Source organism: Psychrobacter sp. AT9 (genome assembly GCF_047272965.1).
Classification (GTDB): domain Bacteria; phylum Pseudomonadota; class Gammaproteobacteria; order Pseudomonadales; family Moraxellaceae; genus Psychrobacter; species Psychrobacter glaciei.
Genome location: NZ_JBKOTW010000001.1, coordinates 1,012,521 through 1,034,412 on the forward strand (window position 1 = coordinate 1,012,521; position 21,892 = coordinate 1,034,412).

20 protein-coding genes and 1 other RNA gene are annotated in these 21,892 nt (G+C 44.0%); 12 read left to right on the forward strand and 9 right to left on the reverse strand.

All coding sequences use genetic code 11. From position 1 onward, the window contains the following. Positions 1-106 precede the first annotated feature (106 nt). From ACMFL8_RS04445 to adk, 3 genes are all read left to right on the forward strand, one after another. Complete coding sequence (locus ACMFL8_RS04445; RefSeq protein WP_413190212.1) at positions 107-610, forward strand: cytochrome c-type biogenesis protein; 504 nt, start codon at positions 107-109, stop codon at positions 608-610. Beyond that, on the forward strand, positions 607-1,887 hold the full coding sequence (gene ccmI, locus ACMFL8_RS04450) for a c-type cytochrome biogenesis protein CcmI (protein WP_194620203.1): 1,281 nt from the start codon (positions 607-609) through the stop codon (positions 1,885-1,887). Before ACMFL8_RS04445 ends, ccmI begins: the two co-directional genes overlap by 4 nt. Before the next feature lie 217 nt (positions 1,888-2,104). Further along, a complete protein-coding gene (gene adk / locus ACMFL8_RS04455; RefSeq protein WP_413190213.1) occupies positions 2,105-2,773 on the forward strand; it encodes an adenylate kinase in 669 nt (222 codons plus the stop codon). A 203-nt stretch (positions 2,774-2,976) separates the two neighbouring features. Here adk and secB read toward each other — a convergent pair whose 3' ends face one another. The 4 genes from secB to rsgA form a co-directional block, all read right to left on the reverse strand. Beyond that, on the reverse strand, positions 2,977-3,429 hold the full coding sequence (gene secB, locus ACMFL8_RS04460) for a protein-export chaperone SecB (RefSeq protein WP_010199239.1): 453 nt from the start codon (positions 3,427-3,429) through the stop codon (positions 2,977-2,979). A 205-nt stretch (positions 3,430-3,634) separates the two neighbouring features. Further along, on the reverse strand, positions 3,635-3,898 hold the full coding sequence (gene grxC / locus ACMFL8_RS04465) for a glutaredoxin 3 (protein ID WP_010199242.1): 264 nt from the start codon (positions 3,896-3,898) through the stop codon (positions 3,635-3,637). Between the two features lie 275 nt (positions 3,899-4,173). Beyond that, a complete protein-coding gene (locus ACMFL8_RS04470; RefSeq protein ID WP_010199245.1) occupies positions 4,174-4,629 on the reverse strand; it encodes a rhodanese-like domain-containing protein in 456 nt (151 codons plus the stop codon). A gap of 141 nt (positions 4,630-4,770) precedes the next feature. Next, positions 4,771-5,874, reverse strand: coding sequence for a ribosome small subunit-dependent GTPase A (rsgA, locus tag ACMFL8_RS04475; RefSeq protein ID WP_189584224.1), 1,104 nt, complete (start codon positions 5,872-5,874; stop codon positions 4,771-4,773). 229 nt (positions 5,875-6,103) lie between these two features. On the opposite strand from rsgA, the gene orn reads away from it, so the two are divergent. Further along, positions 6,104-6,691, forward strand: coding sequence for an oligoribonuclease (gene orn, locus ACMFL8_RS04480; protein WP_037033272.1), 588 nt, complete (start codon positions 6,104-6,106; stop codon positions 6,689-6,691). 115 nt (positions 6,692-6,806) lie between these two features. Here orn and ACMFL8_RS04485 read toward each other — a convergent pair whose 3' ends face one another. Together ACMFL8_RS04485 and ACMFL8_RS04490 are read right to left on the reverse strand one after the other, a co-directional pair. Beyond that, positions 6,807-7,649, reverse strand: coding sequence for a UDP-2,3-diacylglucosamine diphosphatase (locus tag ACMFL8_RS04485; RefSeq protein WP_413190214.1), 843 nt, complete (start codon positions 7,647-7,649; stop codon positions 6,807-6,809). Between the two features lie 101 nt (positions 7,650-7,750). Continuing rightward, positions 7,751-8,266, reverse strand: a complete 516-nt coding sequence (locus ACMFL8_RS04490) for a peptidylprolyl isomerase (RefSeq protein WP_010199251.1) — start codon at positions 8,264-8,266, stop codon at positions 7,751-7,753. Between the two features lie 326 nt (positions 8,267-8,592). Here ACMFL8_RS04490 and ACMFL8_RS04495 point away from each other — a divergent pair, with 326 nt between their 5' ends. The 5 genes from ACMFL8_RS04495 (at position 8,593) to ACMFL8_RS04515 (ending at position 14,287) form a co-directional block, all read left to right on the forward strand. Further along, positions 8,593-10,332: a glutamine--tRNA ligase/YqeY domain fusion protein gene (locus tag ACMFL8_RS04495; RefSeq protein WP_413190215.1), complete on the forward strand. Its 1,740-nt coding sequence runs from the start codon at positions 8,593-8,595 to the stop codon at positions 10,330-10,332. A gap of 146 nt (positions 10,333-10,478) precedes the next feature. Next, positions 10,479-11,225 (forward strand): phospholipase D family protein, encoded by a 747-nt coding sequence (locus ACMFL8_RS04500; protein ID WP_240215801.1) that lies wholly within the window; start codon positions 10,479-10,481, stop codon positions 11,223-11,225. Positions 11,226-11,472: 247 nt separating this feature from the next. Continuing rightward, a complete protein-coding gene (locus ACMFL8_RS04505) occupies positions 11,473-12,111 on the forward strand; it encodes a peroxiredoxin (protein WP_010199256.1) in 639 nt (212 codons plus the stop codon). Positions 12,112-12,341: 230 nt separating this feature from the next. Beyond that, the gene (locus ACMFL8_RS04510; RefSeq protein ID WP_413190216.1) at positions 12,342-13,004 is read left to right on the forward strand and encodes a glutathione S-transferase family protein; all 663 of its coding nucleotides are present in this window, start codon (positions 12,342-12,344) and stop codon (positions 13,002-13,004) included. 368 nt (positions 13,005-13,372) lie between these two features. Continuing rightward, positions 13,373-14,287 (forward strand): META domain-containing protein, encoded by a 915-nt coding sequence (locus ACMFL8_RS04515; RefSeq protein WP_413190217.1) that lies wholly within the window; start codon positions 13,373-13,375, stop codon positions 14,285-14,287. 117 nt (positions 14,288-14,404) lie between these two features. Here the strand turns inward: ACMFL8_RS04515 and ruvC are convergent, their stop codons facing one another. Beyond that, a complete protein-coding gene (ruvC, locus tag ACMFL8_RS04520) occupies positions 14,405-14,989 on the reverse strand; it encodes a crossover junction endodeoxyribonuclease RuvC (protein WP_010199263.1) in 585 nt (194 codons plus the stop codon). Between the two features lie 259 nt (positions 14,990-15,248). Here ruvC and ACMFL8_RS04525 point away from each other — a divergent pair, with 259 nt between their 5' ends. Further along, positions 15,249-15,872 carry an FxsA family protein gene (locus tag ACMFL8_RS04525; RefSeq protein ID WP_201593050.1) on the forward strand — a complete coding sequence of 208 codons (624 nt, stop codon included), beginning with the start codon at positions 15,249-15,251 and terminating at the stop codon, positions 15,870-15,872. A 140-nt stretch (positions 15,873-16,012) separates the two neighbouring features. Here ACMFL8_RS04525 and ssrS read toward each other — a convergent pair. Beyond that, positions 16,013-16,208: non-coding RNA, 6S RNA (gene ssrS / locus ACMFL8_RS04530), on the reverse strand. Between the two features lie 248 nt (positions 16,209-16,456). Here ssrS and gpmI point away from each other — a divergent pair. Beyond that, positions 16,457-18,112 carry a 2,3-bisphosphoglycerate-independent phosphoglycerate mutase gene (gpmI, locus tag ACMFL8_RS04535; protein WP_189584247.1) on the forward strand — a complete coding sequence of 552 codons (1,656 nt, stop codon included), beginning with the start codon at positions 16,457-16,459 and terminating at the stop codon, positions 18,110-18,112. A 419-nt stretch (positions 18,113-18,531) separates the two neighbouring features. Then, on the forward strand, positions 18,532-19,983 hold the full coding sequence (locus ACMFL8_RS04540) for a S41 family peptidase (RefSeq protein WP_413190218.1): 1,452 nt from the start codon (positions 18,532-18,534) through the stop codon (positions 19,981-19,983). Between the two features lie 97 nt (positions 19,984-20,080). Here the strand turns inward: ACMFL8_RS04540 and ACMFL8_RS04545 are convergent, their stop codons facing one another. Then, positions 20,081-21,766: a sigma-54-dependent transcriptional regulator gene (locus tag ACMFL8_RS04545; RefSeq protein ID WP_413190219.1), complete on the reverse strand. Its 1,686-nt coding sequence runs from the start codon at positions 21,764-21,766 to the stop codon at positions 20,081-20,083. Between the last annotated feature and the right edge of the window lie 126 nt (positions 21,767-21,892).

Sequence of the window (21,892 nt, forward strand, 5' to 3'; positions counted from 1 at the left end):
GTCTATAACGACTATGCTTATAAAGCACATGAAGACTCTGAGCACGACATTCGCCAGCTTTATATCTGCCTGTTTGTTAAGTATAAGTCTTGCTATGAGCGTAAGTATGACCGCTTATGCCGCCATTGACGTTTACGACTTTGACTCTATTCAACAAGAAGCCCAGTATCGTGGTCTCATCGAAGAGCTGCGCTGTCCCAAATGCCAAAATCAAAACCTTGCAGGTTCTGATGCGCCAATTGCCCAAGACCTAAAGCAAAAAACCTACGATATGGTCAAAGATGGTCGTAGTGATACCGAAATTCGCAGTTATATGCAGGAGCGCTATGGTGACTTTATTAGCTATAAGCCACCTGTCCGTCCTTCGACGTGGATACTATGGTTTTTCCCGCCTTTATTACTAGTGTTTTTAATTGTTGGTTGGTTTTGGCAGAGTAAGCGCCATCAGCGTATTGCCAGTGGTCAAAGTGGAGTGACGATGGATAGTAGCGCGGCTGCGTTGACGGCAGCAGAACAAGCTGAACTTGATCGCCTGTTATCACGCGCCGATAGCAATAATAGCGTCAATAGAACGGATCATGACACCACCAGCCTCGAGGACAAAAAATGACCCTATTTTCTACCGTTGGCTTATTCATTGCTCTAAGCTTATTTATCGCTTTGATCCTTGGTGTTATCGCCATCATGCCGTGGTTGAGAGCCTCACGCGCACCAGATAAACCCGTGGACAATCAGCTACTCGATATCAACATCGCTGTCTTTCGGGCACGCCTAGCAGAACTAAAATCGGATAAGGATGCTGGCACGATTGATGATAGCCATTATCAAACCCAAAAGCTCGAGCTTGAACGTCAGCTTTTAGATGCACAGCGCGTTGTAGCACCGATGGTCGTACCAGGTATCAAAAGCCGATTGATTATTATAGTTTGGGTGCCGGTCTTGGCGGTCATGGCATATCTGATGATTGGTGATCGCACGCCTGTTTTTGAATTGTGGGCTGCCGAGGATAAAGTTGGTCAAGTTGCTGATGATTTACTCACAGGTAAGATTGACCAGCCGCCAGCATGGGCCATTGAAGATGGGCAGCAGCTGATTAGCGCTATGCAAACCAATGTCTATCGCCATGCTGATGACTACAATCGCTGGATGCGCTTATCAGAGTTGTTCTTATCATTAGAGGCGACAGACTCGGCACTAGAAGCATTGTCGCGCGCCTATCGATTGTCGCCAGATAACGAAGAGATTGCGACGACGTACGCACAGATTAGCTTCTTTGCCAATAAAGGGCAGTTGGATGATAATAGTCGTCGTGTTTTGGAGGCGGTTTTAGCCAAAAATCCACAGCATGAGGGTGCGCAAATGCTCATGGCAATGGGTGAGGCACGCAGTAGTAACTTTGATCAAGCACAAGGCTGGATTAAGCGTTTGCGCGCTAGTATTGCGGCCAAGCCTGGGGATCATACACAAGCACTGGCCAGTTTGGACGAGTTGAGTGCTAATGTGACGACTCAGCAACAACAAGCCTCTGAAGGTATCGATGTCACAATAACGATCAACGCCAGTTTGTTACCGCTGGTCAAAGGCGATGATGTTTTGTTTGTAGCGATACGCGATGTCAAAGGTGGTCCGCCGTTTGCTGCTAAGCGTTTGCCAATTAGCGTGATTAAGCAAGGTGAGGTCAATATCAGTCTAAGTGATCTTGATGCCATGATGCCGACACGAACGCTAAAATCTGCCCGTGCGGACAAAATACAGTTGGCCGTCATTGCCCGCATTAGCCATAGCGGCAATGCCAGTGCAGAGTCAGGTGATTTATCGGGTAATCCTGTGGTGATTAGCGCTGAGCAAAATCAGGTCAACGTTGATATCAATCAACAGGTTCCTTGATATAATTCCCTCACACCATCGGTTTTTAATACCACTGCTGTTGCCCGTCGGAGTCACGCGCAATAGCATTATATGAACAGATAAGTCATGGCAACTTATCACAGTAATAATGAAAATACTTGAGCTTTGCAAAGCCACAAGGTAAGGTAGCTTTGCAATCAACCAATCCCTGATTTTTATTTGTCCCAAAATCCCATTTATTAAGGAGAGTCGTGTAATGATGCGTATTATTTTGCTAGGTCCACCAGGCGCCGGTAAAGGTACCCAAGCCCAGTTTATCTCTAAAGAATATGATATTCCGCAGATCTCAACGGGTGATATGCTGCGTGCAGCAATCAAAGAAGGTAGCGAGCTTGGCAAACAAGCCAAAGACATTATGAATGCTGGTGGTTTGGTTTCTGACGATCTCATCATCAACCTAGTGAAAGAACGTATCGCTAAGCCTGATTGCGCGAATGGTTGTATCTTGGATGGTTTTCCACGTACGATTCCGCAAGCTCAAGCGCTTGCTGATGCGGACGTATCGATTGATCATGTGATTGAAATCAGTGTGCCTGATGACGAAATCGTCAATCGCCTATCTGGTCGTCGCCAGCATCCAGGCTCAGGTCGCGTTTATCATGTCGATCATAATCCACCGAAGCAAGAAGGCCTTGATGATGTGACTGGCGAAGCGCTTATCCAGCGTGAAGACGATGAAGAGTCTACCATTCGCGACCGTCTGTCTACTTATCATGAGCAAACATCAGCGCTCGTTGGTTTTTATCAAGACAAAGCCAAAGAAGGCGGCGATGTTGGTAATGCAGCGCCTAACTATGACAAGTTTGATGGTACCCAAGGCATCGATGAGGTTAAGCAACAAATTTTGTCTGCACTAAAGGGCTAGCTATCGATTGTAAATGATAGATGTAGTCAGTAAAAACCCTGTTCATTAGCAGGGTTTTTTTATGTCCAAAAATTGATAGTGATAAAACTGCCTTAACATTATGGAAACCAATCCATAAAAAAAGCCGCTCACTCATTATGAGTAAACGGCTTTTTTATCAAAATGTACTGACTTATAAAGTCAGTACATTTCTGATTTAAAACTTATGCGTTACCTTCAGCATCTACTTGCGCTTGTTGTTGGCTTTGTGCGTAAGCTTGATCAAAATTTACTGGTGCTAGCAATAACTGCGGGAAGCTACCACGCGTCACGATGTCGCTGATGACTTCGCGAGCGTATGGGAATAGCACGTTAGGGCAGTATGCACCTAAAATTTGACCAATTTGATCTTCTGGAATATCTTTTAATAAGAAAATACCGGCTTGATGCACTTCAGCGATAAACGCCGCTTCATCTGCGTTTTTAGCCGTGACGCTTACCGTCAAAATTACTTGATAATGATCGTCGTCAAGTTTTTCAGCGTTACTTGATAAGTTGATATCCAGCTCAGGGTTCCACTCTTTGGTGAATACGCCAGCGCCTGGTACTTCAAGTGACATGTCTTTGACATAAATGCGTTCTAGTGCCAATTGTGGTTGTGCTTGTTCTTCAGCCATGATAATTCCTCTAAAAGTTAATCAAATGAGTGGGCAAATAATAATTGTAATATAAATCGAGACTATGTTTCGAGGTTATTTAGACATTATCTCGATATTTTTTTTACCAATTTTTTATTCTTGCCGTTGTTGATCTTCGAATATCAAATCTTTACAAACGCAAAGATAGCACAGGTAAAGAATGACAGTCAGCAAAGTTAACAGATTAACCTGCTAATAGCTCGTCAAGTTTGCCCTGTTGGTTCATTTGATTGAGCTCATCAAAACCACCAACGAAAGTCTCACCGACGAAAATTTGTGGTACGGTGCGATAGTTATTGGTTTTTTGCATCAAAGCACGGCGCTCATCGCTGCTCATGTCATGCATACCGATTTCTTCATAGTCAACGCCTTTAGATTTTAGCAGTTGTTTGGCGTTTGAGCAGTAAGGGCAGATAGGAGTGGTGTAAACTTTAACAGATACAGTCATGGTAAATCCTTATTTATCAGTTTATGCGGCAACAGTTTTATTATAAACACTCATGTTATAAAAAATATTATAATCCGTCACCAACGAGTAAATTACAAACGTAATTGATTATGCTCATTATAAAGTGGGGATGGGTAGCATAAATTCAAGCTGGCTAAGCCCAAAAGGTGTGACAGTAGCGTAAATGCCACACAAAAAAAGACACCCAATGAAGAAGTGTCTTTTTTCTAACTTTGCGCTGCTAGCAGTGAGAACGAGCGTGTAGCCTGAGCAAGCTACTTATGCAAGCTCGGTTTTGCCTTACCTTTATTCTTAGATTTGGCATCTTTTACACCGACCAATGGCATGCCAGCACTTTGCCAACCGCCAACACCGCCTTCTAAGCGGTAAACACTGTCTTTGCCAATCATTTGGATGGCTGCGCCTGCTTGCACGCCCATATCGCAAATGATGATGACTGGATGCTCAATCGCACGAATCTCTTCGATGCGGTCTTTGAGATCAGTAAAAGGTATGTTGCGGCTGCCTTGGATATAACCGGTCTCAAACTTCTTTTTGGCTCGAATATCGATAAGCTGCGCGTTTTGCGAGTTCACCATCATCCCAAGGGTATTGGGTGATATTTTCTTACCGCTACGTTTGTTTTCGATGGCAAAGAACAGTACGGCAAGTACGGCTAATATGCCAAATAAAAACGGGTGGTTACCCACAAATTCTAGCGCACGATCCAAAACATACCTCCAAAAATGAGTGTTCTATTAAGCTGAGAAGACAGCCTAACGATATTGAACAAGGCGCTATTATACCGATAAGGTCATCTATAGTAAACGTGTGATGCTCAACCTAACGTTTAACAGTTAATAAGGCAACGGTTAATAAGGTTTGGTGTCAGCTTCTTCTCTTAGCGTCACCAAATTTTCAACGCGGCGTTGCAGCACTTCACCGTCAGCAACGGCTTGCCATAACGCGCAGCCTTTGCTGTTGTGAGTGTGGCGACAATCACGGAATTGACAGTCACCTGACAGTGGTGCAAGCTCAACGAAGCCTGAGATAATATCATCCGGCGTCAAATGCCAAATACCATATTCGCGAATACCCGGCGTATCAACGATACCGCCTTGGGTTAAATCATCAGGGTTAAAGGGTAACAGACGGCTGGTGGTGGTGGTATGTTGACCAAGCTTTGAGTTCTCAGAGATGATATTGACGATCTGCCCAGAGTCTGGCAATAGCGCATTGATTAAACTGCTTTTACCAACACCCGATTGTCCGGCAAAAATAACCAGCTTTTTATCTATGTAGCGCTTAAGTTCATCCAGTCCTTCTTGCTCATCGCTATCTGCGACGTTTTCTGGGCAATCAACTGAGGTTAATACGCTCTCATAACCAAGGGCAGCATACTGCGCCAACAGCTCACTGGTATCGACGCCGTTTTCTGCTGCTAGTAAATCGGCTTTATTAAGGACGAGTAGCGGCTTTACACCAGCATGATGACAGACGACCAAATAGCGATCGATTAAGGTTGGCGCAGCAGCAGGCAACGGCGCAAACACAATGGCGAGAATATCGACATTGGCAGCAACGGGCTTGAGCTTGTGATAGCGATCAGGCCGTGAGACGAGAGACGTGCGCGGCTTGACTGATTCGATACGTCCAAAGCCCGTATTAGAATCGGCGCTCCAGCGTACTTGGTCACCAGCGGCCAGCATCGGCAAGTTGGTACGTACATGACAGCGCCAAATATCACCCAATTCAAGCGTTTGCCAAAACGGCTCAGGATCATCAGGGGCAACTTCTGGCTGCGCTGGGATGACCGCTGGCAAGCTGGTGACTTGTACTTCTAATTGCTTACCATAGTGCGCCATGACCACGCCATCCATCAAACTCTCATCGATGCTGTCTTGACTGATCAGCTGTTGTTTGTCGATGCGCCGAATCTGTTGTTTGGTCAGCTTGCGTTGCCGGATTAATGCCATGAGAGTGTGACCTATTAAAAAAATATTGCTAAGTGTAGCGTGAAAATTTGCTAACATACAGCCTAAAGCGCCTGTGCCAGACAGTGGTTTTGTAATGTTTAAGTTTTTTTGGACGTTATGAACCACCAAGCGCACAGCAATGCTATCTGCGCATTGCCAGCTGGTGATGATTTACGTAAGTAATACTGCGCCAAAGTTGTTCCAAACTTTTTTGACCATAGGACAAAATATGAGTACCGATGACCATCCCAATAAGATTAAAATCAGAAACCAAGGCAAAAAAGGGCTGGTATGGATTGACCTAGAAATGACCGGACTTGATACCATCAATGACGAGATTATCGAGATTGCTACCGTGGTGACGGACGAGGATCTCAATGTCCTTGCTGAAGGACCTGTATTCGCTATCAAAGTGTCTGACCGTATTTTAAACGGCATGGATGATTGGAATACCAAGCAGCATGGGCAGTCAGGGTTGGTGGATCGTGTGCGCCGTAGTACCGTGACATTGGCAGAAGCTGAAGCTGAGACGATTAAGTTCCTCAATAAATGGGTCGATAGCGGCAAGTCACCCATGTGTGGCAACTCCATCTGTCAAGATCGCCGCTTTATGGCGCGCCAAATGCCTGAGCTTGAGCGATTCTTTCACTATCGCAACCTTGATGTGTCATCAATCAAAGAGCTGTGTTTCCGCTGGCGTCCTGATATTCTCAGAAACTTTGAAAAAGGTGGCAGTCATTTAGCATTGGATGATATTCGCGATTCTATCCGTGAGCTAAAACATTATCGTCAGCATTTCTTTAAACTCATGCCTTAGGATAATGGTTAGCAGAATAGCGATTCGCAGAATGTGAAATGGTATAAAAAAGGGTCTGTTACTTATGCAACAGACCCTTTTTCTTTTAAATGAAAGGTACTTAATGAGGCGCACCCTACACTAAATAGCTAAACTCAACCAAATCAAATTCTGTATGGTCGTTTTCTACGCTGGCCTCTGTCACAACTGCGCCAATCACCGCACTGACTTTGGGTTGGCGTGTTTCTTCATCGAGCAAGCGCCAATCCCCAAGGACATAACGTATCTTGTCATTATCCCTTTGATGAATGGCAGGACGATGAGTATGTCCATGTAATAGCGCATCATTGTTATTCACTGCGGCTGCCACAGCTTTGTCATTAACATCCATAATATGCGCGGCTTTATTGGCATTGTTCTTTTGACTTTTTTTACGCATGTTATCGGCGATAGCCAGACGTTTTTTTAGCGGTTTGTTCAGCAAATACCATTGGGTCATAGGATTGCGCATTACTTTGCGAAAAAACTGATACTTTTTATCATCAGTACACAAGGCATCGCCATGCTCTAAGCGGTAGTCTTGTTGACCGACTTTTAAGGCGTAAGGCTCAAAAATAAGCTCGCCACCGAATATATTACAAAAAGGCTGCCCCAATAGAAAATCACGGTTGCCATGCATGACTAAAATCTCGCAGCCAGCTACCCGTAGTTTTTTCAACTTAATGATAAGTTGGGTAAGCCAATGACTTTGTCGCTCCTCTTCTGATAAGGACAAATACACATCATCGCCTAGCCAAACTTCGAACCAATCGCCCAAAATGAATAGTCGCTTAAGCGCAGGCAAGGCAAGGCAATCATCCAATAGCGCCAAAAAAGCCTGCACTAAGGCAGGCTCTTCAGGCGATAAATGCAAATCGCTAATCAATACTTGCCGCACCTCATGAGGGCGGGTGGTAATTAGATGGTCAAAACTTTGCATTTATCCTTATCCTCGTGACTTGTCATAAGCTTCTATCAATAATGCTTATATCTTAACTATCACTTAATAACCATTACTTAATAACTATTACTTAATAACTATTACTGAGTAATGATGGTCGCTGAGTTGATAACGACTGGCTCTTTTGGTACGTCAGCATGCATGCCGAAACGACCAGTAGGAACGCCGCGCATTTTTTCGATCACATCCATACCGCTTGTTACTTTACCAAATACAGTGTAGCCCCAACCTTGCATGTTTTTGCCAGAGTGGTTTAGGAAATCGTTGTCTTTTACGTTAACGAAAAACTGACTGGTTGCTGAATGTGGATCTTGGGTACGTGCCATCGCAATCGTACCAGCATCATTTTTTAGACCATTGTCTGCTTCGTTTTCAACTGGGGCATTGGTTGCTTTTTCATTCATTTCAGCGTCCATTCCGCCGCCTTGAATCATAAAGCCGTCAATGATGCGATGAAAAATCGTGCCATCATAATGACCAGATTTTACATAGTTTAAAAAGTTTTCTACGGTTTTTGGCGCTTTTTCTTCATTGAGTTCGATAACGATCGCACCCATATTGGTTTCAAGCTCTACTACTGGTGGCATGTCTACCATAAGATATTCCTTTTTGATTGCAGCGCCTAAAATGACGCTGTTAAGTGGTGGATAAAAAGTTGGTGGTTAAAAGTTATGGCTAGTCTAACGGCTTTTTTATCCCGTGTCATGTATCTGGCTGTTAATGCGTTTGCAAAAGCTGATAGAATAACGCAACTTTCCATTTTTAATGATTTTTGAACGCTGATTTTAACAGCGCCAATTTTAACAATTAGGTTTATGATCATCCATTTTTAGTAGCTTAGTTTTAGTAGTTTGGTTTAAGTTTTCATGAGGCGTGATGGCACGCTGCATGAATGGACAATTTGCGTTAGGAGCAATGCCCGATGAGTGAGCACTCAAGCAACAATGCACAAAAAGATGAACAAAAAAACGACTTTATTCGTAATATCATTCGTGACGATGTCAATGCGCAAAAATACCAGCAGATTGTGACCCGTTTTCCGCCTGAGCCAAATGGCTACTTGCATTTGGGTCACGTAAAGTCTATTTGTCTAAACTTTGGCGTCGCTAAAGAGTTTGGTGGTATCTGTCATTTGCGCTATGACGACACCAACCCAACGGCCGAAAAGCAAGATTACATCGATAATATAAAAAACGATGTGCAATGGTTGGGCTTTGACTGGGCAGGCGAGGCGCTGCATGCTTCTAGCTACTTCGACCAGCTATATGTCTGGGCGGTGCAATTGATCGAGCAGGGCGATGCATACGTTGACCTACAGACCCCTGAGCAAATCAAAGAAAATCGTGGCTCATTCAATGAAGCAGGCAAAGCATCACCGCAGCGTGATGCCAGCGTAGCAGATAATTCAGCATTGTTTGAAGACATGAAAAACGGCAAATATGCAGACGGTACTGCCGTATTACGTGCCAAAATTGACATGACTGATGCCAATATGAATATGCGCGACCCAATTATCTACCGTGTGATGCATCAAGAACATCATCAGACCGGTGATAAATGGTGCATCTATCCTATGTATGATTTTGCCCATCCGTTGTCAGATGCCTTAGAAGGCATTACTCATTCGTTATGTACCCTTGAGTTTGAAGACCATCGTCCGTTTTATGATTGGATTGTCAATAAAATCGGCTTCGAGCAACCGCCGCATCAGTATGAGTTCTCACGCCTCAATGTTGACCATACATTGACCAGTAAGCGTAAGCTCAAGCAATTGGTCGATGAAGCTATCGTCGATGGCTGGGATGATCCGCGCATGCCAACCGTCGCTGGTATGCGTCGTCGCGGCTATACGCCTGAAGGCTTGCGTGATTTCTGTGATCGCGTTGGTGTCTCCAAAGCGGATGGTGTGACTGATATGCGTTTGCTAGAATTTAGTATTCGTCAGTCGTTAGACAATACGACAGCACGTGGCATGGCAGTGCTTAAGCCGTTAAAAGTCACCATTACCAACTTCAGCGATGCGGTCAGCCAGTGGGAAGCGCTAAAAGCTGATAGCGTCAATGCCCGCTTTGACGCTGAGGCACAAACCTTATGGTTGACGCAGCCAAATCATCCTAATATCGATATGGGCGAGCGTGAGATTCCGTTTACCGAGACCATTTATATCGATAAAGGCGATTACGAGATTGAACCGCCAGCAGGCTATAAGCGTCTATCACCTGAAAAGCCAGAAATTCGTTTGCGTAATACTTACGTATTGGCCGTAACCGAGCATATTACCGATGATAGTGGCAACGTCGTGGAGCTAAAAGCGACGATTGATCCGACGACCTTGGGTCAAAATCCTGAAGGCCGCAAGGTTAAAGGCGTGATTCATTGGGTATCGGCGAGCCAAGGGATTCCAGCCACCGTGCGTCTATACGAGCCACTATTTAGTGTCGAAGATCCGAGTAATGTCAGTGACGTCCATCAAGCATTGAACCCTAACTCATTGACTAAACTTAATGCCGTGGTTGAGCCATCATTGGTCAATGCTGATGCTGGCACGCGCTTCCAGTTTGAGCGTGAAGGCTACTTTATCTCTGATAGCGAAGAGCACAGTAGTGACCAGCCCGTGTTTAATCAAATTGTCAGCTTGCGTGACAGTTATAAACCAGCTTAATCTGTGTCAGTCGTAGCCTTATCGATAGTATTTTAATCTGATAATCAACAATAGTAGTTTGCAATGTTGCCCATTTCTAGTACGCTAGGGATGGGTTTTTTTGTGACTACGCAAAAATTTTGATAATAGATGTTGGGGGCATTAGAATGGCAAAGTTTTTAAATAGCAGTGGGACGACTTATCATTTAGAAGAGTTGATTAAAAACGCGTCTGACAGATTGATTATTATCAGCCCCTATTTAAAACTCAATGAGCGCATCAAAGAGCTATTAGAGGATCGTAACCGTCTTAAAATCGATATTCGCATTGTCTATGGCAAAAATGACTTGCACCCCGAAGAGATTAATTGGCTAAAAAACCTCACTTTTATCCGTACCAGCTTTTGCAAAAACTTGCATGCCAAATGCTACCTTAACGAAAATGAATGCATCATTACCAGTCTGAATCTCTATGAATTTAGCCAAGTCAATAATAATGAAATGGGCGTGCTGATTTACCGTAACGAAGACACCAAGCTTTATGCCGACACTTATGAGGAAGCCCAGCGCATTATTCGTATCAGTGATGAAGTCAGAATGTCCCTCGAAAAAGTAAGCGAATCTGATAACAGGACTGACTCTAACGCTAAAACAGCAAGCGCTACTGTTCAAGCGACGGCTATCGCCACTACAGAAGCGGCAACGCCTAATTACTCTAAGCTTACTACAGCGAAGCTGGCGAAAGAGTTGGGCTTGAAGACGCAAGAATTAAATGACAAACTCCTTGCCGCAGGCTATCTAGTAGAGCAAGAAGGCGAGTTGGTATTGACGGATATTGGACGTACGGCTGGAGGCACTAGCAAACGCGGTAAATTTGGCGAGTTTTGTTTGTGGGATTCAGGAATGGTGGTTTAAATAAAAACTCTATCATCTGTTATTTTTTTAAACCCAAATGGTATAACCACATTACAATCCGTCACAAGACATTGATAATCAGTTTGTTAAGATAAAGTAAGTTTTTCCTGACGTGTAGCCAGTCCTTTCTTATAACGGCGCGCGTCAATGATAATAATAGAGCGCGTGATTTTCTTTATATGCTAATGCTTAAACATTGGCTTTTAGAGACCAGCGCTCATCACTAACAATAGCTAAGGAATTAAGCATGGCACATTTACGTTTAGGTGATAGCGCACCGAATTTTGACGCCACTACGACAGACGGCGACATCAATTTTTATGATTGGGCAGGAGATAGCTGGGTGGTTTTCTTTTCACATCCTGCAGACTATACGCCAGTATGTACGACTGAGCTTGGTCGTACCGCGGCATTAGGAGGCGAGTTTCAAAAGCGCAATGTGAAACCAATTGCTTTATCAGTTGATGGCTTAGAAGATCACAAAGGCTGGGTTGGCGATATTGAAGAGACTCAAGGAACTGCTGTCAACTTTCCAATCATTGCTGACTCTGAGCGCACCGTGGCCAATCTTTATGACATGATTCATCCCAATGCGGATAATACAGCGACGGTTAGAAGTGTCTTTATTATTGATCCTAATAAAAAAGTACGTTTGACCTTAACGTATCCAGCCAGCTGTGGTCGCAATTTCGACGAGATTATTCGCGTTATTGACGCTATGCAATTGTCGGACAAATATAACGTCGCCACTCCCGTCGACTGGAAAGACGGCGATGATGTCATCATTCCACCAAGCGTAAAAAATGAAGACATTGCAGCCAATTATCCTAAAGGTCATACAGAAATTAAGCCTTATTTGCGCACCACACCAGCGCCTAACAAATAAAGTGCGCGTTTTTATAATTGCTTAAAAAATAAAAACCCTATAACTTACTGTTATGGGGTTTTTTACTATTCATATCACAAGCAGCGATAAGGTTTTGCTATGATAAAAAAACCAATAGTCACTGCGCTAAGCGAGCAACAATAAACTTCTGTGCTTTGATAATATAACGATAATCATAAAAATTTACCGTTATCGTTCTTTTCGGAAATAATACTTAAAAGGAATTTGCCATGAAAAAACTATATATAACCCGTACTGCACCCAACCCTCGTAAAGCTCTTATTTTGCTTGCATCAAAAGGTATTGATGTCGATGATATGGATGACATCGACGTGATAGACATTGATTTTGCTGCTAACGAGCAGATGTCAGAGGCTTTCACTCAAATGAATCCGATGCAGACGGTACCTGTTTTAACGTTAGATGATGGTACGATGCTCAATGATTCGCAGGCGGTTTGTGAGTATCTTGATCGCGTTTATGGTGAGCGCTCAGTGATGGGTAACGATGTGGTACAGCGTGCCCAAGTTTGTTCTATGCGCCGCATTGCGGAGTTTGAAATACTGTACAACTTGATGCTGGCATTTCAGCACAGTCATCCATTAAAGGCACAACGTGTTGACCAAGTACCAGAATTTGTAGCACCGTCCATTGCGCGTGCTGTCAAAGCCTTAGCATATTTCGAAACAAGCTTAGAAGGTCATGAATATCTAGTCGGGGATCAACTGAGCTTTGCAGACATCGTGCTATATCTTGGTTTGGACTTTGGCAAGGCATTAAAAGTAGACCCCAAGGCCCATGGCGCGAATCTTGCGCGGTTTTATGAAAAAATGCATGAGCGTTTTAGTATTAAAAAACTGGCAAAAGCAGAACCTAAAACGACCAATGAGTAGTGGACAGTAATTAAATCTGACTTTTTCCGTGCAATTAGAATATGTTACATCGTCAATCGTGCTTTAGGTTTTAGTGACTTGAAGTGCTAATTACCAACTGTGTAAATAGCTGTATTAAACACCCAAATAGGGATGGTTAACTAGAACTGTTAGCCATCCCTATTTTTTGGAAACTCACTATGTTTATTTATTAAAAAATCATTAATAAAATGAAACGTTTCATTACATATGATAATAGGATCGAGGTTATAGTGGTTAAATTGTATCGGATTGCTGCTATTGTTTTGTTTTATGAATAGCTATAAGAATCCTTATAAGTTAATACAGTCATAGCAGGCATCAGATAAGCTTAGTAAGAGAGGCGTAGTATGGTAGACATAAAAAGGCAACCAATCACAAAACTACTGTTATTATCCAGCGTATTGGCAGTCAGTCTGACACTAGGTGCTTGTCAAAAAAACGCCCCATCTACGGAGAGCGAAGGGACAGATGCTACGGCAAGTGCAGAGATGAGGGCTACGTTAGCAAACACAGAGGGTGAGCCTGATGCCAATGAGACAGTGGCGGCATCTGAAGTAACTGAGCTCAGCGTTGAACAACAGATGATTGGCAATCTTGCGCGCCATCGTTGGACACTGATGACTGCCAAAGGTGCGAGCGATCAACCATTAGCGCCCCTGATAAATATTAAGGATCAGGTGACGCTGTTATTTAATCAAGGTCAAGATACCTTAAGTTATAGCGTTGGCTGCAATACGATGAGCGCTGCCTATGAATTACAAGCTCAAAGGTTAACGATAGAAGATAGTATGAGCACTAAGATGTCGTGTGGCAATCTTGATAGCGCAGAGAGTCTTTTAAATATGCTCATGCAAGGTAGTAGCGAGTTAACTGTCACTGAAGGTGAGACGCCACTATTGACGCAAGTGACTAATGATTCGATGACCTTGATTTGGACAGGTAGGCTCACTTCACAAGCCAAATATAATAGCAAAGGCGAGACCGTCTTTTGGGCAGTAAGTAGTGAAAAAATCGCTTGTGGCGATGCAGACTCTAGGATGTGTCTGCAAGTTAAGCCTGTCACTTATGATGATCAAGGCCTGAAAACCAGCGAAGGCAAGTGGACAGCATTCAAGGGTGACATTGATGGCTATCCACACGACGGCATGCACGAAGAAGTATTACGCCTACAGCGCTACCATATCGACAATAACGAGAATGCAGAAGGCGAAGAATATGCTTATGTGTTAGATGCGGTGATTGAGAGTGCCGTCGCAGAGTAGACGACGGGTGAAGCTGTTTTATTATTATAGTTAAATGATTGAGATGATTGAAAAAAAACACGCGCCATTTGATCGCGTGTTTTTTTATAGTTGTTTGCTGTATTTTGGCTTCTTATCTTATCGTAAATTACCTAAATCTTCTTCTGTCAAACGCCAGCGTCCTTTTTTCTTAGACGCCCCGCGTCCACGCATGGCGCTATTTAGGAGCAACTTGTTCATTGAATGGCTTGAGTGCGCATGACAAATGGCGCAGGCAAGACCATCAGCGGCATCTTGTTGTGGTACGACATCTAAAGACAGTATCCGGCAGACCATCTCTTGTACTTGCTCTTTGGCTGCGGCACCATAACCGCACACAGCTTGCTTGATCTGGCGTGCGGTATATTCTGATACTTCCAAATCCAGTGCCACCATCGCTGCAATGGCTGCGCCTCGTGCTTGCCCCAGTTTCAGCGCAGAATCTGGGTTTTCTGCCATAAACACCTGTTCAATTGCTGTATAGATAGGCTCTTCTGCATATTTTAGATGATGCTGGGTGATACGCGTCAAGCCATTAAAGATGCGCTTTAGGCGTTCAGGCATCTCTTTAGTATCCGTACGAATGGTGCCTGCGTCAATATAGGTTAGCTTATCGCCAGTTTGTTGCACGATACCATAACCCGTCATACGTGAGCCTGGGTCAATCCCGATAATAATTGCCATAGTATTCCGTCTTACTTACATTTTGTTTTATATTCAATCCTATATAAATCGGATACGGTGTCAGACTCGCTCAGCCTACTACTCGTAGTACTTTTACTCATCTTCCTTGTATCCAAATTATATTGCCCCGACTATATGGCTTAAAAATACGCCTTAAGTTTGATAGTATAGCAATCAATCCCCATATACATCATATGTTAGCCATCTTAATTTGTATGGCGCTCAATTTATTGGTTTTTATTTTATAGGACGACACTTTATGGGTCAGATAGTTGGTATTGCCATCGTTTGGTTTATTATCGAGATGCTACTGTGGTATTTAATTGCCCAGTTTATGAGCGGTTGGTGGGTATTCATGTGGTTTATTATCGCCGCAGTTATCGGTATCACCCTTATTCGTAAGGGTATGGCAGCACTCAATCCGATGGCTCAGCAAATGAAAGCGGGCGGCATGATGAACCCAGCGATGCGCCCACAAGAGTCGACCATGCTTAAAAGTGTGGCCATGGCAGCGGCTGGAATTTTGCTACTTATTCCAGGTGTGCTTAGCGATTTACTCGCGTTATTGGTGGTATTACCACCCGTGCAAAAGAAGCTCAAAGACTTTGCTAATAATTACGTCATGAACAACCAGCAAAAAATGATGGAGATGATGGCCAAACAGATGGGCGGCGGTCAAAACCCATTCGGCGGCGCAGGCGGTATGGGTGGACAAAATCCATTTGGTGGCGCTGGCGGTGGTATTAATGGCCAAAACCCATTCGGTCAGCAACAACAAAACCCATTTGGGGACGTGTTCAAGCAGCATACAACCGTTGACGGGACTGCCAAAAACATTCCTAAAGATGTCAAAAAGATTACCAAATCTGCTAATGATGAATAAAAATAGCGAAAAATTGACATAAAAAAAGCCCCTTACGTCATTGACGAGAGGGGCTTTTTGTTGGTTATTATGAATCTCTTATGAACTTATGGGTTACTAATAAACCTAGTGAATATAAATAGAGACATGACTAACCGAATATAACAACCGAAGTGCCGCCGTAAGATGGTGACCCATGAACCGTGAAGTTCAGGGCGGATGCGTCACTGCCTCTGCAGGTTTCCTGATACACCGCAAGCGGTGCAGGCATACACAATGAAGCAATAGGTACCACATCCTGGTAAAGCATTATCGGCTCAGGGAATAAACATCTACTAGCCAACACTTCAGAATAGATTTATCTTAACTAATGGCATAGCTGATTGCAAGCGCGGTTTACAGATTAATACGTCTTTTTAGAAAAGCACAGCAATAATAGCAACCATTTTCATAAAATGAGTAGCAGAAAAAAAGGGTCGAAAGCATTGAAATAGCAGCATAAATACTCAGTTTTTCAGCAATTTCAAGATGTATGCTAATATAGACAACTTTCGACATCCTAATATAGCAGTATAGGCGTTCATTCACTTGAGGAGCGGTAATCTATGACCAGTACCCAGCAACAATCTGAATCTATTGACGACAATCAGGCGCAACTTGATAGCAAGCAAGATAGCGCACAGCATAAAAAAACACCGCATGTCTTAATGATATTGGACGGCTTTGGTCATCGTGAAGAAGACAAGGATAACGCCATTGCTGCGGCTAATATGCCGAATCTAGATAAGATCTATCAGAAATATCCGCATGGATTGATTTCTGCGTCGGGTGAAGATGTTGGTTTGCCAGATGGTCAGTTTGGTAATTCTGAAGTGGGACATATGAACCTAGGTGCTGGTCGTGTGCTATATCAAGACTCAACCCGTATCTCAAGTGAGCTTGCCAATCGCGAGTTCTATAAAAACGAAGCCTTGGTCGATGCTGTCAAAGCGGCTAACGAAAAAGGGGGTAATGTTCATATTATGGGCTTGCTCTCTGATGGTGGCGTGCATTCGCATCAAGACCATATCGAAGGAATGTGTCATTCGGCATTGGTTCACGGTGCCAAAAACGTCTTTGTTCATTGTTTTTTAGATGGTCGTGATACGCCGCCTAAATCTGCTGATAAGTACATCAATCGTTTGCGTGAATACTTGAACAAGCTTAACGCCCATTATGAAGGTCGCGTACAGATTGCCAGTATCATCGGTCGCTATTATGCGATGGATCGTGACAATCGATGGGATCGAGTACAGAAAGCTTATGAGCTTATTACGGAAGGTAAAGCCGATCGTCTATCTACCCGTGCTGATGGTGCTGTTCAAGCCGCTTACAAAGCCCGTGAAACTGATGAGTTTATCAATCCGACTACCGTGATTGAGAGCGGCGACACGCCCTATACCGTCGATGATAATGATGCACTTATCTTTATGAATTTCCGTGCTGACCGCGCTCGTGAGCTAGCGCAAGCGTTTGTGCTGCCAGATCATGAGTTTTCAGGTTTTGCCCGTCATAAACAGCCAAAACTGGCCGCGTTTGTCATGTTGACCAAGTATTCAGATATTTTAGCGGATAGCCCGAAGACCAGTATTGCTTATTATCCGACGTCTTTGACCAATACGTTGGGCGAGTATTTGCAAGAACAAGGTAAAACGCAACTGCGCATAGCCGAAACTGAAAAATACGCGCACGTGACGTTTTTCTTTAGTGGTGGCCGCGAAGCAGAGTATAAAGGTGAGACACGTATTCTTGTGCCGTCGCCAGATGTCGCCACTTATGACTTGCAGCCAGAAATGAGTGCTCCTGAAGTGACCGATAAGTTGGTGGCTGCTATTGAATCAGGCAAATATGATGTGTTAATCGTCAATTATGCCAACGGTGATATGGTAGGCCATACCGGTATCTTTGAAGCAGCCGTGCAAGCGGTAGAGGCGTTAGATGTCTGTGTTGGCCGTATTGAATCGGCAGTACGAGCAGCTGGCGGCGATATGCTCATTACCGCTGATCATGGCAATGTTGAGCAAATGCAAGACTACGAAAGCGGACAGGTACATACCCAACATACGACCGAACATGTACCTCTAATTTATATTGGTGAGCAAAAAGTACAAGTGCGTAGTGGCGGTAAGCTTAGCGATATCGCACCGACCATCTTGTCATTGATGAATATCGATGCGCCAGAAGAAATGACGGGTGAAAACCTATTGATTCCAGTATCGTGATTCAGTCATTCTGACACTTTCGCATGCTGGCTATTATAATGCCATAAGCACAGCTGAAGCAGCCAGCGAATGAAAGAAAAAGATAAAGGGAAGGGTATCTACGCTCCTTCCCTTTTTTAGGATAGGTTTTTAACTTATACCATTCACAAAAATTAGAGCAGCAAGGAAAACGAGTATAAGTGCTACGCATTGTAGACTAAACGAGTTTGACACAGCTAATCGTACTTTTTGGGTTTGGTATTACTTGCAATACTACCCTAGTCTTGGCTGTGATCTTGATGCTACCTTACACGATATCATTCATTAATTACCCGATAACAATAACTTTGCATGTTTTCTTTTTATCTAGGTGAGTTTTTATGCATCCCATCTGTCTTATACGTTCGTCGGCGTCTAAACGACCAGAAAAGCCATCAATGATGACCGCATTGATAACGTCGACCGTCTTTAAACCCGTACTCATGGCCAGTTTCATAGGGTTGAATGTCGTTGGTATGCAAGCACAGGCTGCGACAAATAATGAAAGCAGCCCGACGGCCAGCCTACAGCTTATCAGTCTCGATGCTGATGAGATATCGGCAGAAAACGGTGCAGATAATCTGTCTGATATTGCCGATATGTTGGATGCTGCTGACGCGTCTGATGATGCGATAGACAGTGTTGCAGATGAAAGCGCTTTGACTGATGAGGCCGACGATATCAATACAGATGTCCCTGATGAAGTGGGCCAAGTGTCATTGAATGCTATTTCCCCTGAAACTCTAAAAACGTTTGTTGCGGTCGTGGACTTGGTACGCCGTGAATATGTGGACACGGTCAATGACGAAGAGTTATTTAACAATGCGATGAGTGGTATGTTGACTAAGCTCGATAGCCACGCTGAATTTTTGGATGCTGAGGCCTACGAAAACCTGCGGGCTTTTACCGAAGGGGATGTCGGCGATATTGGTATCAAAGTGATATATCGACCAAAGGCTGGCTATTGGGTGGTCACAGAGGTTCTTGATGACTCACCTGCGGATAAAAAAGGCATCGCAGTCGGTGATTATCTGCATCAAGTTGATGAATTCAAATTAGATGACGACAGACAAACTAATGATGTTGAACAGCTTTTAACTGGTATTGCGGGCACACAAGTGGATATTGTGACTTCTAAAGCGGGTCGCCGTAAACATACCACGACTTTACAGCGTAACAATAACCACCCGCAAGTCATTGAGACACGGCTTGTTGATGGTATGGCGGTGATGAAATTACCCGCTTTTCAAAACAACAGTCGTGAAAAGCTGCTGCAAGGTCTTATTAGCTTAGAAGCACCGATATCCGGTATTTTGTTAGACATGCGTGATAATCCAGGTGGTGTTTTAACCTCAGCGGTGAGTGTGGCTAGTTTGTTTATGGCGGACACTGATGTGGTACAAGTGAAAGGCCGGAAAGACGACTCTCGTGTGTTATCGACCCAAGGTGCTGCAATACTCAAGCCATTGCCCGTAGTGGTATTGCAAAACCGTTATTCTGCCTCAGCCGCCGAAGTATTAGCAAGCAGCTTGCAAGCGCAAAAACGCGCCACTATCGTCGGTGAGGTAAGTTATGGCAAAGGCTCAGTGCAGTCAGTGATACCTGTGAATGACGAGCAGGCCGTGAAGTTAACCGTTGCCAATTATGTGACGGCGGCTGGCAATAAGATAGATGGTATCGGGGTCGAGCCTGATGTGGCTCTACTGGGTAATGAGAGTACATGGGAGCAGCAGGCACTTGATTTACTCAGGGCAAAAGCGCTCGCTTCGGGTATTCGCTTTGTGAGAAATTCAGCTGTAAAGGATAATACGCTAGAAGATCAGACAGACGAAAAGCAGATAGACGAAAAGTAAATAGGTAATGATAGCTCTAAGCGTACTCTAATTGCCCAGCACCATTATTATGCTCAAAATTGATGATGTATTATGTTTAAATCTACAGACTCCAAAATCAATCGGCCTGATCTTCAGCAATATCAAGTTTTTTCATGCGATAACGTAAAGAGCGAAACGTCGTTCCTAACAGTTCAGCGGCTTGGGTTTTGTTCCAGCCTGTTTGTTTAAGTGCAGTAATAATCAGGTTTTTTTCTTGCTCTTGCAGATAGTGTTCTAGACCTTTGGCAGGCAACAACTGGCTTTGAAAATCCTCTTTTGACCTTGTTTGCTCGTCATGAGTCGTATGACTAGTTGTTAATTCCTGCTCTATAGAAGAGATGGGGCTACGATCAGACTCGATGCTATTAGCCATTGACCGCTGAATCGTGGAAGGGTAGTGCTGAGTAATCGTACGATAAGGGTGTAGGTTGGTCTTTGCTTGCTCAGATTGCTTAACCGTCGAGGTTTGACCAATTTCTTCTTTGTTAATTACGGATGCGATTGCTGGCTGGTTGTCTTCTTTATAATTAGAGGGGTTAGATGTTAGCGCTGTATTATCGACTGCATTGGTATTCTGACTTTGTTGAGTATCAAGCTCTGCTAGACCCAGATGACTGACGTCAATGGTGTACGTTTCCGCCAATGTCACGGCGCGTTCGAGTAAGTTGCGTAGCTCACGAACATTACCAGCAAAATCGTGATGCTGCAAGCGCTCGCAAGCCGCTGCTGTCAATGAGGGCGGGGTGTCCAACTGCCACTCTTTTGCGATCAGTGCTAAAAAATGCTTTGCTAAGACAGGAATATCATCACGCCGCGCATTAAGCGTGGGCAGTTTTAGTTCAATCACATTGATACGGTAATACAAATCTTGCCGAAACAGTCCGCTTTGTACCAATTGGTTCAAGTCTTTGTGGGTCGCGGATAGGATGCGGATATCGACGGGTAGCTCTTTGGTATCACCGATAGCGCGCACGGTTTTTTCTTGAATGGCGCGTAGTAATTTGACTTGCATTGCCAAGGGCAAATCTGCCACTTCATCCAAAAACAACGTGCCACCGTTGGCTTGTTGGAACAAGCCTTGCTTATCAGCGACTGCTCCCGTAAAGCTGCCTTTTTTATGACCAAAAAATTCCGACTCCATCAGCTCGGAAGGGATTGCTCCGCAGTTCACCGGTACAAAACTGCCATCTCGACGTGGGCTTAAATCATGAATCAGCTTGGCAACCACCTCTTTACCTGTTCCGGACGCACCCGATAAAAAAACTGGTGCTTGTGAGCGAGCCAATTTTAAAATGGTGTTTTTAAGGGGATGCATGACGGCAGAATCACCGATCAAACGGCTATCCAACATCTGCTGCTCAGGTGAACATTCAGGCGCGGCTTCTGCTTCGTTATTTTGGTGAATAACCTTGAGTGCATTTTCGACCAACTGGCGTAAACGTGGCAGCTCAAGCGGTTTATTAACGAAGTCAAAAGCACCCAGCTTTAACGCTTCGATAGCCAAATCCATACTACCATGAGCAGTAATCACGGCGATTGGTGTACTAGAGCTGTTGCTGATGTGTTTGACCAGCTCTAGTCCTGAGCCATCAGGTAGCTTGAGATCCGTCAGACAAAAGTCATAGTCGTTTTGCTGCCAGTAGGCGCGTGCTTGCGATAAGGTATAAGCCACATCGCTTTTGATGCCCATCTTGGTTAGGGTGATTTGCATCAAGCGGCACAAATCTACTTCATCATCAACGACTAGCGCGGTTACTGTCATACGTTATCTCATTGTGTTCAATGGCTAAAAATTTAAAAATAGGGTTCAATCTGTCTTATCTAGGGCGTGTCATCATTTAGATTGTGAGGCTTAAAATGAGGAAAATTGCAGCCAAACAAGGAAGAA

Coding starts and splice junctions, on each gene's coding strand:
- ACMFL8_RS04510 (WP_413190216.1), top strand. CDS start 12,342: ATGAAAAAACTATATATAACCCGTACTGCACCCAACCCTCGTAAAGCT.
- secB (WP_010199239.1), bottom strand. CDS start 3,429: ATGGCTGAAGAACAAGCACAACCACAATTGGCACTAGAACGCATTTAT.
- ccmI (WP_194620203.1), top strand. CDS start 607: ATGACCCTATTTTCTACCGTTGGCTTATTCATTGCTCTAAGCTTATTT.
- ACMFL8_RS04485 (WP_413190214.1), bottom strand. CDS start 7,649: ATGCAAAGTTTTGACCATCTAATTACCACCCGCCCTCATGAGGTGCGG.
- ACMFL8_RS04445 (WP_413190212.1), top strand. CDS start 107: ATGACCGCTTATGCCGCCATTGACGTTTACGACTTTGACTCTATTCAA.
- adk (WP_413190213.1), top strand. CDS start 2,105: ATGATGCGTATTATTTTGCTAGGTCCACCAGGCGCCGGTAAAGGTACC.
- grxC (WP_010199242.1), bottom strand. CDS start 3,898: ATGACTGTATCTGTTAAAGTTTACACCACTCCTATCTGCCCTTACTGC.
- ruvC (WP_010199263.1), bottom strand. CDS start 14,989: ATGGCAATTATTATCGGGATTGACCCAGGCTCACGTATGACGGGTTAT.
- ACMFL8_RS04490 (WP_010199251.1), bottom strand. CDS start 8,266: ATGGTAGACATGCCACCAGTAGTAGAGCTTGAAACCAATATGGGTGCG.
- ACMFL8_RS04500 (WP_240215801.1), top strand. CDS start 10,479: ATGGCAAAGTTTTTAAATAGCAGTGGGACGACTTATCATTTAGAAGAG.
- ACMFL8_RS04525 (WP_201593050.1), top strand. CDS start 15,249: ATGGGTCAGATAGTTGGTATTGCCATCGTTTGGTTTATTATCGAGATG.
- ACMFL8_RS04540 (WP_413190218.1), top strand. CDS start 18,532: ATGACCGCATTGATAACGTCGACCGTCTTTAAACCCGTACTCATGGCC.
- orn (WP_037033272.1), top strand. CDS start 6,104: ATGAGTACCGATGACCATCCCAATAAGATTAAAATCAGAAACCAAGGC.
- ACMFL8_RS04515 (WP_413190217.1), top strand. CDS start 13,373: ATGGTAGACATAAAAAGGCAACCAATCACAAAACTACTGTTATTATCC.
- ACMFL8_RS04545 (WP_413190219.1), bottom strand. CDS start 21,766: ATGACAGTAACCGCGCTAGTCGTTGATGATGAAGTAGATTTGTGCCGC.
- gpmI (WP_189584247.1), top strand. CDS start 16,457: ATGACCAGTACCCAGCAACAATCTGAATCTATTGACGACAATCAGGCG.
- ACMFL8_RS04505 (WP_010199256.1), top strand. CDS start 11,473: ATGGCACATTTACGTTTAGGTGATAGCGCACCGAATTTTGACGCCACT.
- rsgA (WP_189584224.1), bottom strand. CDS start 5,874: ATGGCATTAATCCGGCAACGCAAGCTGACCAAACAACAGATTCGGCGC.
- ACMFL8_RS04495 (WP_413190215.1), top strand. CDS start 8,593: ATGAGTGAGCACTCAAGCAACAATGCACAAAAAGATGAACAAAAAAAC.